The 16,133-nt window shown below is 39.8% G+C and carries 10 protein-coding genes and 1 CRISPR repeat array; of the genes, 3 read left to right on the top strand and 7 right to left on the bottom strand.

Annotation, left to right across the window (positions count from 1 at the left end):
- Window positions 1-520: 520 nt before the first annotated feature.
- The 5 genes from cas2 (E5331_RS17590) to cas3 are packed head-to-tail and all read right to left on the bottom strand — an operon-like array spanning window position 521 to window position 6,354.
- Window positions 521-886, bottom strand: a complete 366-nt coding sequence (gene cas2, locus E5331_RS17590) for a CRISPR-associated endonuclease Cas2 (protein ID WP_420813849.1) — start codon at window positions 884-886, stop codon at window positions 521-523.
- Window positions 887-926: 40 nt separating this feature from the next.
- Window positions 927-1,772, bottom strand: coding sequence for a type I-C CRISPR-associated protein Cas7/Csd2 (gene cas7c / locus E5331_RS17595; RefSeq protein ID WP_123481232.1), 846 nt, complete (start codon window positions 1,770-1,772; stop codon window positions 927-929).
- Between the two features lie 3 nt (window positions 1,773-1,775).
- Complete coding sequence (gene cas8c, locus E5331_RS17600) at window positions 1,776-3,482, bottom strand: type I-C CRISPR-associated protein Cas8c/Csd1 (protein ID WP_123481231.1); 1,707 nt, start codon at window positions 3,480-3,482, stop codon at window positions 1,776-1,778.
- Window positions 3,479-4,162 (bottom strand): type I-C CRISPR-associated protein Cas5c, encoded by a 684-nt coding sequence (gene cas5c, locus E5331_RS17605; RefSeq protein ID WP_123481230.1) that lies wholly within the window; start codon window positions 4,160-4,162, stop codon window positions 3,479-3,481. Before cas5c ends, cas8c begins: the two co-directional genes overlap by 4 nt.
- 14 nt (window positions 4,163-4,176) lie before the next feature.
- Complete coding sequence (gene cas3, locus E5331_RS17610; protein ID WP_123481229.1) at window positions 4,177-6,354, bottom strand: CRISPR-associated helicase Cas3'; 2,178 nt, start codon at window positions 6,352-6,354, stop codon at window positions 4,177-4,179.
- 1,050 nt (window positions 6,355-7,404) lie between these two features.
- Here cas3 and cas9 point away from each other — a divergent pair.
- The 3 genes from cas9 to cas2 (E5331_RS17625) are packed head-to-tail and all read left to right on the top strand — an operon-like array spanning window position 7,405 to window position 12,469.
- Window positions 7,405-11,226 carry a type II CRISPR RNA-guided endonuclease Cas9 gene (gene cas9, locus E5331_RS17615; protein ID WP_123481228.1) on the top strand — a complete coding sequence of 1,274 codons (3,822 nt, stop codon included), beginning with the start codon at window positions 7,405-7,407 and terminating at the stop codon, window positions 11,224-11,226.
- Window positions 11,223-12,149, top strand: a complete 927-nt coding sequence (gene cas1 / locus E5331_RS17620; protein ID WP_123481227.1) for a type II CRISPR-associated endonuclease Cas1 — start codon at window positions 11,223-11,225, stop codon at window positions 12,147-12,149. The genes cas9 and cas1 overlap by 4 nt, the downstream gene beginning before the upstream one ends.
- A complete protein-coding gene (gene cas2, locus E5331_RS17625; protein WP_123481226.1) occupies window positions 12,131-12,469 on the top strand; it encodes a CRISPR-associated endonuclease Cas2 in 339 nt (112 codons plus the stop codon). Before cas1 ends, cas2 (E5331_RS17625) begins: the two co-directional genes overlap by 19 nt.
- 130 nt (window positions 12,470-12,599) lie before the next feature.
- Window positions 12,600-14,723: a CRISPR direct-repeat array (repeat unit 47 nt; unit sequence ATTGTGTTTGACAGTGCAAAAATAATAAAAAAGAAGCAAATCACAAC).
- A 118-nt stretch (window positions 14,724-14,841) separates the two neighbouring features.
- Here the strand turns inward: cas2 (E5331_RS17625) and E5331_RS17630 are convergent.
- Window positions 14,842-15,180, bottom strand: a complete 339-nt coding sequence (locus E5331_RS17630; protein ID WP_123481225.1) for a MarR family transcriptional regulator — start codon at window positions 15,178-15,180, stop codon at window positions 14,842-14,844.
- A 229-nt stretch (window positions 15,181-15,409) separates the two neighbouring features.
- The gene (locus E5331_RS17635; protein WP_135986053.1) at window positions 15,410-16,030 is read right to left on the bottom strand and encodes a hypothetical protein; all 621 of its coding nucleotides are present in this window, start codon (window positions 16,028-16,030) and stop codon (window positions 15,410-15,412) included.
- Between the last annotated feature and the right edge of the window lie 103 nt (window positions 16,031-16,133).

Here is a 16,133-nt window from a genome sequence, read left to right on the forward strand (position 1 = left end):
GGTTCGATAAGCCGCCATCCCTCAAAATCCCATAGACCAAAGCCCATAATCCCAAAAGGGACAAGAGAAACAACCCACCAACCAACGAAAGATAAAAAAACAGAACCTCAACGACGGCAACCTCAACAACTGGTTTCAATTCACGCACCCACGCGGGGTGCGACTGGTTGTCAACTGCGCCAGTCGGGATTTCTATGCCGTTTCAATTCACGCACCCACGCGGGGTGCGACCACACTTGTGCAGCAATTCGGTCTGACGTGGGATGTTTCAATTCACGCACCCACGCGGGGTGCGACCTACCTTGTTGGGATTTTTGATAATTAATGAGTTAAGTGATATAATATGCGAAGTTAATAATTTTATTACAAATTTTAAATATATTTTTCAATATTATTGATTATTGGCTGATTTTCAATAAGTGCGGAAACATTGAGTTTTTTGAAATGCTATTGGTTCGCAACTTATCTTATTACTAAAAGTAATTAAAGTTGCTTAGATATCTTATATGATCAAACGTCTTTATATGATTAGAGTTCCTTCAATATCAAATGATGTTTCTTTTCCAATCTGTTCTATTTTCGTCTTGTAATAGTTCCCCAAACGATATATTCTTATGGAATCAGTCTCTTTATTTATTATAGAGGATAGTGCCGAACGAAGGGTTATTAAATCTTTTTCAGTAAGCAAACATTCAAAAACTGAATTCTGAACACGCTGTCCATAGTTCTTACAACATTTTGCTACTTTTGTGAGTCTACGTTGTCCTTCAGTGGTCGTAGTCTCAACATCATACGTGATTAAGAAATGGATAAGAGCCCATTGTCTGGGACAAAACACGAAGTGTTGTATCCCGGACAATGGTAATAATTCTTCCTCTGAATACATGTTTTACAATAATTCAGGATGAGTTTGATCCAGTGAAATATCAGATGCGCTCATACACCTTTACACCCTCCGGCAGGGCGGAACGGTCAATGGTCACATCGTAGTCAAGGAAACTTCTCGGAATTGTCACTTCATTCTTCTTGCTGACCGTCACCGTGTCAAACAATTTATCGGCTCGTGCATTGCCAAGTTCAGTTTCATGCTCAAATATTATAAGTTTGCGTGCAGCCATTAGCCCCCTTGCCGCAGAACGGTCAAGATCAAACATATTTTCAAGGGCATTCCAGAACAATTCCAAATCCTCTTCAGAGAATCCCGTCTGCTTGGCAAGATTTGCAGATATGAAGCCGTGTGCTACGTATAGTCCGTATGGCACGGTAGCCTTACGACCCATGGAATGCTCTTTCTCTTTATCCGCTTTCGTAACGGACATACAAGTGATTGTATGGTCATATACCCTGACCGAATCAACAGAACGGGCAAATGTAAGTTGAACCGGACCTCTCACCTGTCCTTGTTTCTCCTTTGAAGCAATCACTGCTCCGAATGTGCGAATATCATAATATTTCTCACACAACGCATTTTTTACAGATACTTTCTTCTGATTCTTATCCGCATTTTTTACGGCAGGAGTCTCATAAATTTTATCAACGACAGTATTAAGGACAGCACCTTCCCGTATAAAAATATCATATCCCTCAATGCCCGACTTAACGACATCCACATAGTTGCGTATCTTTCTTTTAATACAGACGTCGGTCACCAATCCTTTATCTGTTTCAAAATCCACACGAGGTAGATTGCCGGCATCAGGATCACCATTAGGATTTCCATCCTGCACGTCAAACATGTAGATGAAATCAATTCTTCTTTTTAGAGTTTCCATTTTTTATTCTGTTTTTACTGTTTTATCTTCCTTTTTTGTGAATAGATCAATTCTTTGATGGTAATATCCAATAAAGAATCTACCCTGATCTTCAAAATCAAGTTTAGTTGGGAATCCGGTCGGAATTATTTGGTTATATATCTCCCAAACAATCTTCTCATAATATCTTCTTAATTTTTCATTAGATAGTTTTTCACTATAATGTAGATACAATCTAATCATGTCAGGGAATACTACCGATGGCGTTATGGAGGCAGCACAAAGGTATTTAGTACGGATTGAAGTACCATCCGCATCTTCCTGAAATTTTTGCAATACAGCCGCAAGACGTCCACATAGATAGCCAATATTATTATATGTCTTGTCGAGCATGATGGTTATTTTTTCCATATTTTTATTATTTTTATATTTTCTATTAAGATATGCCTTTAATATGGCAGCACGTACCGGATAAACATAATGCTTAGGTAGATCAGCACGGATTCTATCCAATACGCTTGCGTACAATCTAACGGGATATGGTGTGCCATTGATGACGGAATCGAGCAACGCATCCGATAGATTTTGCGGTAAATTAGAAATTTTTCCACCAATAGCAGCCGTTTCCAGAATTGGATATATACCGACGTATGGTTTGTCCAAATCAAAATTTCTGACAATCTCCATATCTTTGAAATGCTCCAATATTTTATCGGCAAAATCATTCAAGGTCCGAGTACTCCAGTTGACAACAGATATTCGTCCTGTATTCGGAGCAAGCGACAAAATATAAAAGTTATCGGTCAAAGGAGTTTTTATTTCTCCCGACCATATACCTTTGAATAATTTTGAAACCCTCCCCACTTTCTCATTCGGGTCATCATCTTCGTCGATTGAATTATCCTTTTCTGTCGACTGCAATGATTTATTTGATTCAGATTTACCCCAAAATATATATGTACGGCTACCAATCTTTACCTTATTTTTAGATTCCTTGTCAAGCAATTTCTTAAGGGCGGAGGTATATGCAAACTCAGCCTTAACAGATATCGGAGCATTGTATGCCTGCTCCTTGCCATACGAGTCATATCCTGAATTAATCTGCATTCCTACGAGTGCAGCCGTCGAAGTACACCCGGCTATCGGAGTAGCCGACGTGAGACGCACAAGCGGTCCCTTCTCTCCCGTTATAAGGCAAACACCTGTCGGGGCTGTATCGTCAGAAATCTCCACAAGAGGGGTAAATAGATACCTCTTCTCTGCAATCAGCACATCATCCCCCTCCAACTGGAAGGCGAAATTAGCACCTAAATTCCCTTTTATTTCTGCAAAGAGAGGATCCTTTTCAAATGCCACTACCCTACTTTCCTTTGACCTATCGTAGAATGAGAGCATGCCATTTATCGATATGTCGTCAGGGTTATGAACAGCAACCTCCTTTATTTTCTCGATAAACAGATTATTATACTCCGTATGACTATCTTCAAGTCCAAGTACATATTTACCGTTGTCCCATAATATATTGCTTTTAGCCCCACTTGTGCGACCTACAGCTTTAGCAACAATGAATTGGGCACAACGTCTCTTATCTATCCGCTTGGATTCAAAACGTTTGAACTCACCCTTCTCATCAATCACTATGACATATTCGATCTCTTTAAATTCAGAGCCGAATGACGGAAGTGATTCCGATTGACTTTGATAATAATCGTATAATGCTTTCAGAATCATCTCAAAATCTCATTACTTGTGATTGGTGGCACCTCAATGACACCATTATTCATTTTTGCACGATAAAACATCGGAATGATGTTGGATGGATTGGAGAAATCAAGGTCATAAAGCATTATGCCGAAGTCGATTGATTCCTGAAGTAAATCCTCCCCATTTTTACTATTGTCAGGGAGAAGACTAAAATACGCAGAACATTCCCTCGTGCCGAGATACGGCATATTGAAGCATTGCCCCTTTGACGCTCTCCGTTCAAACATGGATTGATATTTGGCAGGATTCTCATTTGCATCCGGAGCATGCTTATGCTCACCTTTACGATCCCTTACCGGAACGTACTCCATTACGGCATAGATCCTGTAACGGACATCACGCAGCATCAGACTGTTTTTCTGCTGACGTTTATCAGCAGCGATTATTGGTGGGGCATCAGCCTTTCCACCACCGATGGCACCGACTTCATTCCGTCTGATTGAGAAATGCTTTATCGGATTAAGCACTTCAATACGCGTGATTCTCCATTGTATTGCCGGTTTCCAAAATATTGATTGGAAAATGTTGCGTGCCGCAGAGGGGGTTATTACGTCATAACTCACCCTCTCAACTTTCAACTCGGGGCGAGTGAAGCACGCAAGATCGCCCCACACCTCAAGTCCATATTCCTTATCTATATATATCATTATATTATAATATTTTAGATTGTAAAAATTTGTTCAAGATATTCATTATCCACTTTCAATCCAGTCTCTTCATCATATTGATCTTTCAATGGAATATAGTAAAATCCTTTGACAGGCTCTGTGATAAGACCTTCCTTAAGCATACGATCAAATAAATATTTTCCTATATTTACACTATACTGACCGAGTTGCCGGTTAAGCATTCGAGAGGGTCCAAATCGTTTTAACTTATCAATCAACTTTGGAGATTCTCCATAATTTATAATAACTGGAATTCCATCGTTATCTATAAGATGAAAATTTTGGGATATTACCTCGTATGAAATATCATCACGTATCGACATTCCGGTAATATCGTTTTTATCAAAAGTATTTGTCTTGGAATACAATATCTTATAATATTGATACATTGTCTCTGGAGCAAACCAATCCGAATCCGGATAACATGAAATCATTTGGCGCATAGAATCAATACCTATTCCAATTAATCCGGGAGTTCTTTCACCTTCCAATTGGAATACAAAAGTTTTACCTGATTCCAGATTCCCTTCACGATTGCATCTTCCGGCAGCCTGAAGTATTGAATCCAATCCGGATAGCTGTCGGAACACCACCGGGAAATCAATGTCAACCCTAGCCTCAATCAATTGGGTGGATACCACTCTCAATCCGCAGTCAGGGGTATCTTTCAAGATTCGTTTCATCTCATTGATCTTGGTTCTGAGATGAAGCGGACACATCATCTTTGAAAGATGTATTTTCTTACAGTCGTCCGGCAGATTACGGAATATGAGGTTTGCAATTCTTCTTGTGTTGACAATACAGAGAGCTTTCTTTTCAGAAGAAATCCGACGGGATATATCCTCTATCGTTTCATTATCTTTCGATATCTTAATCTCTACCCTACGCAGCTTATCATGCAACGAGAAATCAGATGGGATCAACGAACGTATCTGGTCATCTGATAAACCTTTAAAGTATGCTGTGCCCAACCCCTTGTTATTACCGTCGAGAATAGGCTGGCTTGCGGTACAGAACAGGAAAGATACACCAAACATTTTCGCATACGAACGCATAGAATCCACAATGGGTTGCAGTAAAGTCAGCGGTAAGGATTGAACCTCATCCAGAATCACAACGCTATCGCAGACAGAATGTAGTTTCCTGCAATCTGACGGACAATTTGAGAATACGGATTCAAACAACTGTACATTTGTAGTAACGATTATCGGGGCATCCCAATTTTCGGTAGCCAATTTATTCTCCCGTGAGATATTCTGTTCGGCAATTGCACTATGATGCTCTATTACGTTCTTCTCACCAAAAATTTCCCGGAATGTCTGGGCAGTCTGAGTAATGATACTCGTAAACGGTATGCCTAAGATTATACGTCTTTTTCCATGTTTCAGGGCATGATTGATAGCCCATATCATGGATGCGATAGTCTTTCCACCACCGGTAGGCACAGCCAAATTAAAGAAGCCGGGAGATTGAGATGATGCAGACAGACAATATTCCTGAATTTTACTACGCAGCTCATTCAAGGGAGATGATGGAGCTTCCTTAAATTTCTCAATATATTTTTCAAGCCTTGATTTAAGAGTTGCAAGATCATCGAAATCCCCTCTTTTATTAAAAGCGGAGGGATCCATGAAACGCTCCGTGTCAAGATAATCGGCATCAACCAATGAAGAGAAAAGCATACGGGTCAGGTGAGGTATATCCAACTTTACCATGGAAAATCTCGGACGCTCTATATTTACAGATGGAAGCGAGTTATTCAACCCATTAGGATAAGGAGTTTCCATCTTTAATTCCAATTCATTAAGGTCATAAAGTCCACGATGATGACCCGCAATGCAATTTGCAAGAATCGTTCCGAGTCCTCTATATTTATCCCACAAAAGTTTTGCCCCCAAATGGCTATGACTTTTATCCTTCCATATCCCGGCATGAGTATCATATCCGGATTTTACACGGATATATCTTTGGAAATCCACACTCTCCTTCCCCCTGTCGTGCATGAGACCCAAAAGACGACCCCAATTTGAGAATCCGAAGCAACTGCAAAAGTCGGCAGCCAAATCAGCCACACCCTCTGCATGATTATCATTCGACTGAATAACCCAATCAGCATTATCCGTTTTTTGGAATAGATGCGATATGACAATATTTTCATCAGATGTCTTCATGACGGCAGATTTTAAATAGAAGTTGTTTAAACTTCACTTGGTAAAATTATAAAAAAATCATTAGAAACTAAATTTTATACAAAACTCTCTGTTTCCAACAGATTTTTTACGATTAAAAAATTTTTCGCAAAAATAACCGACACAACTGCCTAAATCAGGCAGAAATGAGTTAATAAAATTTAAATCAGACAGATGTGATATCTCCTATAACAAACAATAATGCATTGTGACCTTACGTTAAAGGATATGATGTCGCAACCTATACGGTTGCGTGAATTGAAACATACTCCAAAGTTATAGTGTTAAAACAAACGTATAACTAATTAACGGCAATCGGATTTATATATCCGGTTGCCGTTTTTTCTGACCGATACAAGTCTGAAGAAAATCTGAGTAAAAATTTTGCGCAATTGAATTTTAATCTCTATTTTTGTGACAGCCCGCTCCATCCGCGCAAACATTGCTGAAGGCTCAGGTAAACATGACACTTCGCTCGAAACCGAAATTCGACTTACTGATGTAGCAAGGGGAAGTTCCCATGAATTGATGGGAGATTTCATCAACTTCATGATGAGAAAAAATATAGCTGCATGGGAAATGCAGAGTACGTTATATCATACTTGAATTGAAATCAAACACAAATCTTGTATCGCTTGTATCGGTTTGTATCGGTTTGTATCGGGTGAAACAAGCGATACAAACCGATACAGAACACGATAAATAGGTAATAAAAAAGACGAGAGAAAGCACAGAGTGCCTCCTCTCCAAATGTTTTCACAACGGATAAAATCCTTATTGTGATTTGCTTCTTTATTATTTGCGTTGCAAATTTAAATAATAATTTTCATATTACAATACCATTTCTTAATTTTAACATTATTTAATGTGATTTAAGAAAGCATTTATTGTCTAAAATAACAAAAAGATTATTATCTTTGGAAATTATTTTACGAAGTTGTATAACCGACGCAATCTTCAAAAAAATTACCCAATTATCATATTAAGTATATCATTAAAAAATTGTATAACCACCTAACATCATAATCACTTATGAAAATTCTTGGACTTGATCTTGGCATAGGATCCGTAGGATGGTGTCTTATTGAGATTGATGAGGAAAACCATCCCCTGCTGATTCATGCAATAGGAAGCCGCATATTAAGCATATCTCCAACAGAATCCGACAATTTCTGCAAAGGGAAAGGTGAAACTGTTTGCAGCCAACGCACTTTCATGCGCACCGCCCGCAAAGGTCTTGACAGATATCAGATGCGCAGAAAAATCCTATCTCTGGAATTGGCAAAATTAGGGATGATCAGCAGCGACAATAGCCTGCTGACTCTATCACCATTGCAGACATGGCAACTCCGCGCGGATGCAGCCACCACCGGCAAACGTCTTTCCCTCGCAGAGATAGGAAGAGTCCTGCTGATGCTGAACCAACGCAGAGGCTATCGTCATTCAAAATCCGACGATTCCGACTCCTCTCAGAAATCTTACGTTACCGATGTCAACCAACGGTATTCCGATCTCAACGGGATGACCCCCGGACAATTCTTTGCTACAAAACTCAAAGAATCGGAAACCACAAGTTCAGCCGGAAAAAACGTGTATGATTACCGTATTAAAGGATACGTACTCCCCCGAAAAGCATACGAAGAGGAATTCTATCGTATCATGGAAGTGCAGGGGGAATTTTATCCGGAAATACTCAACGATGCCACTGTCAAAAAGCTACACGACATCATATTCTATCAACGTCCGTTGAAATCATGTAAGCGTCTTGTGAGCGTCTGCGAGTTTGAAAGTCTTAAATTCATCAACAAAACAAACGGGAAGGAGGTAATCACCGGTCCGAAAGTGGCACCACGCACATCCCCGATTGCGCAGGAAACTCGCCTGTGGGAAACCGTCAACAACATCCGATTGAAAAATTTTTCCAACAAGAAAAGGGTACGCAAGGACTCTCAACCGGGATTATTTGATGAGGAAATGTCGCAATCAAAGGATTTCCGACTTTTACAATATGAATATATCCCGAATCAGGAGGAACGCACAAGGATATTCAATTTCCTGAATACAAATGAGAAATTGACCCAAACCCAACTGCTGAAGATTTTAGGGCTTAAGGCAAGCGACGGATTCAGATGGGAAGGCGCACCGAAAAACGGACTTGAAGGGAACCGCACATACACCCAGCTAAAAGAGGCGTTGGGAGATTTGGCGGAATCCATGCCTGACATTCTACGTTTCAACATAGAATATGAGAACACCGATATCGTGGATCAGGATACCGGAGAAATCATCTCTCGTGTAAAAATGAACCGACGCAACTCCGCCACCGGCAAAAACGATGGAGAAATATATCCCCAATATCAGGATGAACCACTTTATCGCTTGTGGCATACCGTCTATTCTTCATCCTCGAAGGAGGAATTGTCAAAAGCTATTGAGAAACAATTCGGCATCACGGATAAAGAGGTGATCGACCGACTTTACAAGATAGATTTTGTAAAGCCCGGCTATTCCAACAGATCTGCCAAATTCATGAGGAAACTGCTACCCTATCTGAAGGATGGATATCTCTATAGCGAAGCCTGCACTTTCGTCGGAGTCAATCATTCCGATAGCCTCACAAAGGAAGAGAATGAGCGTCGTGTGCTGAAAAAGCATATCGATAATATTGAAAAGGGTGAGTTGAGACAACCCGTGGTTGAGAAGATTCTCAATCAGATGATAAATATCGTAAATGCACTCATTGAGAAATATGGTGAGATTGACGAGATAAGGGTGGAACTTGCACGCGAACTCAAGCAGAGCAAGGATCAGCGGGCAGAGACCACTTCCAATATTGCAAAACGTGAACGGGAAAATGCTGCGATTGCCATAAAGATCAAGGAACAGGGTCTGGTGGCTTCTCGCAGGAACATACAGAAATACCGTCTGTGGGAGGAGAGCGGACACAGATGCATATATTGTGGTAAGACACTGAGCTTAGGAGAATTTCTCGGTGGTCATGGGGGTGAAATCGAGCACATCGTGCCGAGATCCATCCTCTTTGACGACAGCATGACCAACAAGGCTTGCAGTTGCAGCCATTGCAATAAGGAGAAAAACAACCGTACAGCCTACGACTATATGTCGGGAAAAAGCGAGGCGGATTTCAACCGATATGTAGCCAACATCGACACTCTGTTGAAGGAAAAGAAAATTTCACGTACAAAACACGACCGCTTCATGATGTCGCAGTCTGAGATTCCGCAGGATTTCCTTGACCGAGATCTTCGTCAAAGCCAATATATTGCCAAGAAAGCACGCGAGATTCTTTTTGAGGTGTGCCGGAATGTATATGCCACATCCGGATCCGTCACAGATTTTCTCCGCCATACATGGGGTTATGACAATATACTCCATAATCTCAACATCAAACGCTACGAACAGGCTGACCTCGTGGAGGAAGTATCTTATGAGCATGAAGGGCAGACACACAAGGAATTGCGCATAAAGGATTGGAGCAAACGCCTTGACCACAGGCATCATGCCGTAGATGCACTGGTTATAGCCCTGACCCGTCAAGGCTACATACAGCGACTCAGCAACCTGAATACGCAACGTGACAAGATGTATGCCGACATCCAGGGACAGAGTAATGAGTTTAAGGAGAAATTCCATCTGCTTGAAAAATGGGCAGAACTTCTCCCCCATTTCCCTGTGAACATAGCAGCAGATACTATTGACAGCATAGCGGTCTCTATCAAATCGGGCAAGAAACTTTCCACTCCCGGTAAAAGATATATCTACAGGAATGGAAAGAGAAAACTTGTGCAGGATAACATTCTTGTGCCGCGTGGTGCACTTCATCAGGAAACAGTATTCGGAAAAATAAAACTTCAAGACAATGGAAAAGATCTGAAATATGCCTTCTCCAATCCGGAACTGATAGCAGATGACGATATCCGTAATCTTGTCATAAATCGTATTCAGGAGGCAGACGGTGACTTCAAGAAAGCATTGAAGGCTCTGAAAAGATCCCCCTTGATCATTGCCAAGAATGGAAAGGAGAAAGAGATAACCTCAATTGATTGCTATAAGGAGACCTTCGTAACTCGTGCCGATCTCAGCGCGCTGACTGCTCCAGGCATACAGAGAATCGTAGATAAGAGCATACGGGAAGCTGCACTGGACAGATTAGCTGAATGCAAGAATGACATAAAGAAATATCAACAAAGTTTTGAAGAGAATCCTATATATATCGGTAACGATGTGAGACATCCGGTAAAGAGGGTAAGGATATTTTCAAACGACAATCTTGTACCTATCCGTAAGGATTCGACCGGGAAAGCTGTGGCATTTGCAAGCAGTGGCAACAACCATCATGTGGCATTCTATGAAAAGGATGGGAAAGTGACGGAAGTTATTGTGTCGGCATGGACAGGTATGAAACGCAAACTCATAGGACTTCCGGTCATAATCAAAGATCCGGATGAGGCATGGACAAGACTGATTGATATGCGTGAATCTGATGACGTCAGGGAAGTAGCCGATACCCTTCCTCCCGTTGGAAGCAGATTCCTATATTCCCTTAAGATAGGCGACATGTGTCTGCTCGGTCTTACTCCGGAGCAATTGTCGGATGCACTTGACATGAACGACATGAAGACTCTGACTGCACATCTTTACCGTGTACAAACCCTATCTACTGGAGACTATCGATTCAGGCTACATACATGGACAAATGTAGATGCAAAGAATGCAAGACCGGATACTGAGATGAAAGCATTATATCGTATACGTTCATATAATGCTATAACTTTAAGCAATCTTATACCAGTAAGTGTGGATAATCTTGGACAAATAAAAATCTTAAAATGATAAAACAGACTCTCCTCTTCGGGAATCGGGCATATCTGTCGCTGAAACTTAATCAGTTGGTGATAGAATTGCCCGACATCCCCGAAAAACCGAAACAACCGATAACACGACCGATTGAGGATATCGGTATTCTGATTATCGAAAGTCATCAGGTGACACTGACCTCGGCATTGCTTTCGTCATTACTTGAAAATAATGTCGCGGTCATCACCTGCGACTCCCGGCACATGCCTAATGGTTTGCTGCTCCCATTGTCAGGCAACACCATACAAAGCGAGCGTTACCTGGCTCAAATCTCATGCTCCCTCCCATTGAAAAAACAATTGTGGCAACAGACTGTCATGTCAAAGATTGCCAATCAAGGAGAAGTGCTTAAGATCTGGAATAATAAAGAGAGCAAATGCATGGCTGTATGGAGCCGCAACGTAAAAAGTGGAGACCCGGACAACTTGGAAGGGAGAGCGGCAGCCTTCTACTGGAGAAATATCTTCATTGAGAATCCACATTTCACACGACAACGTGATGCTGATGACTGTAATGCCCTGTTCAACTATGGATATGCCATCCTTCGGGCAGTAATAGCCCGTGCACTTGTAGGCAGCGGTCTGTTGCCGACATTGGGCATTCACCATCACAACCGATATAATGCCTATTGCCTTGCAGATGACATAATGGAACCATATCGTCCATACGTTGATAATGTTGTCATGGAAATCATCCGAGAACATGGAACCGATATATCACTGACACCTGCAATAAAAAAGAAACTACTCACCATTCCAACTATTGACGTAAAGATTGGCAAACTGACACGACCGTTGATGATTGCAGCCACAATGACATCAGCCTCATTGTCAAAATGCTTCAACGGAGAGAGTCGGAAAATATTATATCCGGAAATAATATGCAAACAACAAGGTTAAATCAATATAAGATCATGTGGGTGATAGTATTTTTTGATCTGCCGGTAGAGACAAAGAAACAGAGGAAAGATTACTCTGATTTCAGAAAGAGACTGCTGTCTGACGGATTCACCATGTTTCAATTGTCAATATATGTACGTCCATGCGCTTCCCAAGAAAATAGTCAGGTACATATCAACCGGGTAAAATCCTTTTTACCTGAAGCCGGAAAAATCTGTATCATGTCAATAACCGACCGTCAATTTGGAGACATAATAGTATTTGAAGGAGCCACTAAAACTCCACCTAAAACAAATGCCATCCAATTGGAATTATTCTGAACCATTCTATTTGTACATTCAGATATATAAAACCGACTAAAAAAATAAAAAAGAGTGATTGGAAACCACTCTTTTTTATTTTCTATCAAATCTCAAAATCATCTATCTAACAACAAGTTATATAGAATACATTGTGTTTGACAGTGCAAAAATAATAAAAAAGAAGCAAATCACAACGCATCGCCCAATTCCTTGTATCCGTTTTCTATTGTGTTTGACAGTGCAAAAATAATAAAAAAGAAGCAAATCACAACAATCCCGGAGAGGTGTATCATGATCTATCAATTGTGTTTGACAGTGCAAAAATAATAAAAAAGAAGCAAATCACAACTAATGACGCTCGCAGGTTTGATTCTAATGCATTGTGTTTGACAGTGCAAAAATAATAAAAAAGAAGCAAATCACAACAGAGTGAAAGGAGGAAGAGGTACATCAGATATTGTGTTTGACAGTGCAAAAATAATAAAAAAGAAGCAAATCACAACGGCTCATCTTATCTTGATAAACGAAGTCTATTGTGTTTGACAGTGCAAAAATAATAAAAAAGAAGCAAATCACAACTTATTCATCGTTACACTCGTGGACAGATTGATTGTGTTTGACAGTGCAAAAATAATAAAAAAGAAGCAAATCACAACCGTATCTGATGGATTGCTTACATCCGGTTAATTGTGTTTGACAGTGCAAAAATAATAAAAAAGAAGCAAATCACAACGCCAAAATGTATACAATTCTCCCAAGGAGCATTGTGTTTGACAGTGCAAAAATAATAAAAAAGAAGCAAATCACAACTGCCTCATCACCTTATCAAGTGCAAGATTAATTGTGTTTGACAGTGCAAAAATAATAAAAAAGAAGCAAATCACAACCGCGTAATTGTCTTGTAATACACCGCATCCATTGTGTTTGACAGTGCAAAAATAATAAAAAAGAAGCAAATCACAACGCTATGGCTGATATAAACATCCTATCGCGTATTGTGTTTGACAGTGCAAAAATAATAAAAAAGAAGCAAATCACAACACTTACCGTGTCGCCCACGAAATAGGCGACATTGTGTTTGACAGTGCAAAAATAATAAAAAAGAAGCAAATCACAACGTAAAAGTTGACCCTGTTACCGAAGGTCGTATTGTGTTTGACAGTGCAAAAATAATAAAAAAGAAGCAAATCACAACTGTGTCAGTCCGGAATACAAAAAACTTTCGATTGTGTTTGACAGTGCAAAAATAATAAAAAAGAAGCAAATCACAACGTGCGTGAGGAGATACCATTCGCAGTATGCATTGTGTTTGACAGTGCAAAAATAATAAAAAAGAAGCAAATCACAACATCCAACATCCAAACGAGGCGAAAGTTTTTATTGTGTTTGACAGTGCAAAAATAATAAAAAAGAAGCAAATCACAACTATTACAGCATCAATCATGTCGGCATATAATTGTGTTTGACAGTGCAAAAATAATAAAAAAGAAGCAAATCACAACGGATAATTATGTTAGCTAATAATTATATCCGATTGTGTTTGACAGTGCAAAAATAATAAAAAAGAAGCAAATCACAACGTGAGAACCTTGCATGCTACTATCCGGATGGATTGTGTTTGACAGTGCAAAAATAATAAAAAAGAAGCAAATCACAACAATCATATCTGCGTATATCTTGCCACCCTTATTGTGTTTGACAGTGCAAAAATAATAAAAAAGAAGCAAATCACAACGGACGCGCCAAGATCCTTTAGGGTGGCTGCATTGTGTTTGACAGTGCAAAAATAATAAAAAAGAAGCAAATCACAACTTTCAAGGTGATGCTTTCGCCAAAGTTTTTATTGTGTTTGACAGTGCAAAAATAATAAAAAAGAAGCAAATCACAACACCTTTCACATTATGTCAAAATGACTGGAGATTGTGTTTGACAGTGCAAAAATAATAAAAAAGAAGCAAATCACAACACCGAAGTCAGATACCCATTTCCCATACGTATTGTGTTTGACAGTGCAAAAATAATAAAAAAGAAGCAAATCACAACCTTTTGGGGTACGTCAACATTGTTATTGTATTGTGTTTGACAGTGCAAAAATAATAAAAAAGAAGCAAATCACAACCGATACATTACATTACATCACACTACATGATTGTGTTTGACAGTGCAAAAATAATAAAAAAGAAGCAAATCACAACGGTGCCTGCACTTCATCCTCGTTGGAGCATGTTGTGTTTGACAATGCAAAAATAATAAAAAAGAAGCAAACCTATACATTATGCACATCATGTTGTGACATCATGCACATTGTTCTTAACTATGCAATAATAATAAAGTAAATCTAAACATGCAGAAGGATTGCATGGATTATCCGGATGTTATGTTTGAAATACTCAATTATTTATTACCTCCCAACGTCCACCCTTATCCGGACCAACACGACGGATAAGACCATCTTTCATCAGTGATTCAAGACGACGTTGAACACTACTATGGTGAATACCGAATTTTTTACCTAATTCATCTCTGTTGATAAATGGATTGCCTTTGATTAATTTTAGCATTAAGATTTTCTGATCGCCCACAGTTTTCTGGTCGCTGCCGGTTTTCTGTTCGGTTTTCTGTTCGGTTGTGCTTTTATGGGTAGTTTTCTGGGTCAATTCATCAATTTTCTGGTTCATTTTCTGGTTCAATTCATCCGTTTTCTGTTCGGTTGCTCTTTTCTGGTTCATCGTATCAAGTTTTTCATGATTCGGACGATAAAGGATTGCGGTGAATTGCTTACCCTCCTCATCATTCTTGAAACTGAGTTTGGCTCCATCTTGCAGTGAACGAAGTATGCCGGATCCAAGGCCCCGGTAATCATCCCGATCCGTTTCAGGTGTTTCATGCGTTTCTCTTGAAACAGATGAAACAGATGAAACGCATGAAACACCTGAAACGTTATTCCGGACAAGATAATTACCTTCTCATTATCTTTGTTGATTTTGCACCCTCTTTTCTTATCAATATCTGACCTTTTGCATTTTCTTCATCTATTTTCATACCCTGAAGATTGTAGTATTCCACATCTCCATCTGACGGTAAGTATTTGACTTCATTTACTGCGCTCATGTCTGCAAAATTGATTGCAATGGCATTGTAACCGGTGTATCCATAATATCCGCATGGTATAAGTAGCCATCCCAACACCTCGTTGAAGACAATGCGGTCAAAGTCAATATTGAACCAATATTGCTGAACTAAACTGCTTATAGAAGAGAAATGGTTGGCAAGGGTATATACCTGATTCTCTGTGAACATTCGGATACCCTCTGACTTAGAAAAGGTAAGGCATAGGAATTTGTTGTTTTTTACAAAACTAAGACATACTTCTGTTGGTGCCACAACCGAAGAGTGTGAATAACGGGGTGCTGGATTGACCGACACGTCTACTTTATTCCCGTTCTCAATGAGCCAGTTGAATGTCCACTCATCATCCCATACACGCCACATGACATCAAGGTCTGAGGGTTCATAAAACTCTTGTGCGCGAACTGCTGTCGAAAGAAATACGCATAATAACAGTAATAACTTTTTCATTTCTGATAGTTTATTGGTTGTTTTGCATTATTGCCGAATTTTCTCTTTGGAAAATGCAGGCGGATCGAGTCAACATTCCACCTCGTCGAGCTTCCTTTCGGAG

Source organism: Lepagella muris (genome assembly GCF_004793975.1).
Classification (GTDB): Bacteria; Bacteroidota; Bacteroidia; order Bacteroidales; family Muribaculaceae; genus Lepagella; species Lepagella muris.

Excerpts from the sequence above, each read along its gene's own strand:
- cas9 (WP_123481228.1), top strand. The coding sequence starts at position 7,405 with ATGAAAATTCTTGGACTTGATCTTGGCATAGGATCCGTAGGATGGTGT.
- cas2 (WP_420813849.1), bottom strand. The coding sequence starts at position 886 with ATGTATTCAGAGGAAGAATTATTACCATTGTCCGGGATACAACACTTC.
- cas1 (WP_123481227.1), top strand. The coding sequence starts at position 11,223 with ATGATAAAACAGACTCTCCTCTTCGGGAATCGGGCATATCTGTCGCTG.
- E5331_RS17630 (WP_123481225.1), bottom strand. The coding sequence starts at position 15,180 with ATGAACCAGAAAAGAGCAACCGAACAGAAAACGGATGAATTGAACCAG.
- cas7c (WP_123481232.1), bottom strand. The coding sequence starts at position 1,772 with ATGGAAACTCTAAAAAGAAGAATTGATTTCATCTACATGTTTGACGTG.
- cas5c (WP_123481230.1), bottom strand. The coding sequence starts at position 4,162 with ATGATATATATAGATAAGGAATATGGACTTGAGGTGTGGGGCGATCTT.
- cas3 (WP_123481229.1), bottom strand. The coding sequence starts at position 6,354 with ATGAAGACATCTGATGAAAATATTGTCATATCGCATCTATTCCAAAAA.
- E5331_RS17635 (WP_135986053.1), bottom strand. The coding sequence starts at position 16,030 with ATGAAAAAGTTATTACTGTTATTATGCGTATTTCTTTCGACAGCAGTT.
- cas8c (WP_123481231.1), bottom strand. The coding sequence starts at position 3,482 with ATGATTCTGAAAGCATTATACGATTATTATCAAAGTCAATCGGAATCA.
- cas2 (WP_123481226.1), top strand. The coding sequence starts at position 12,131 with ATGCAAACAACAAGGTTAAATCAATATAAGATCATGTGGGTGATAGTA.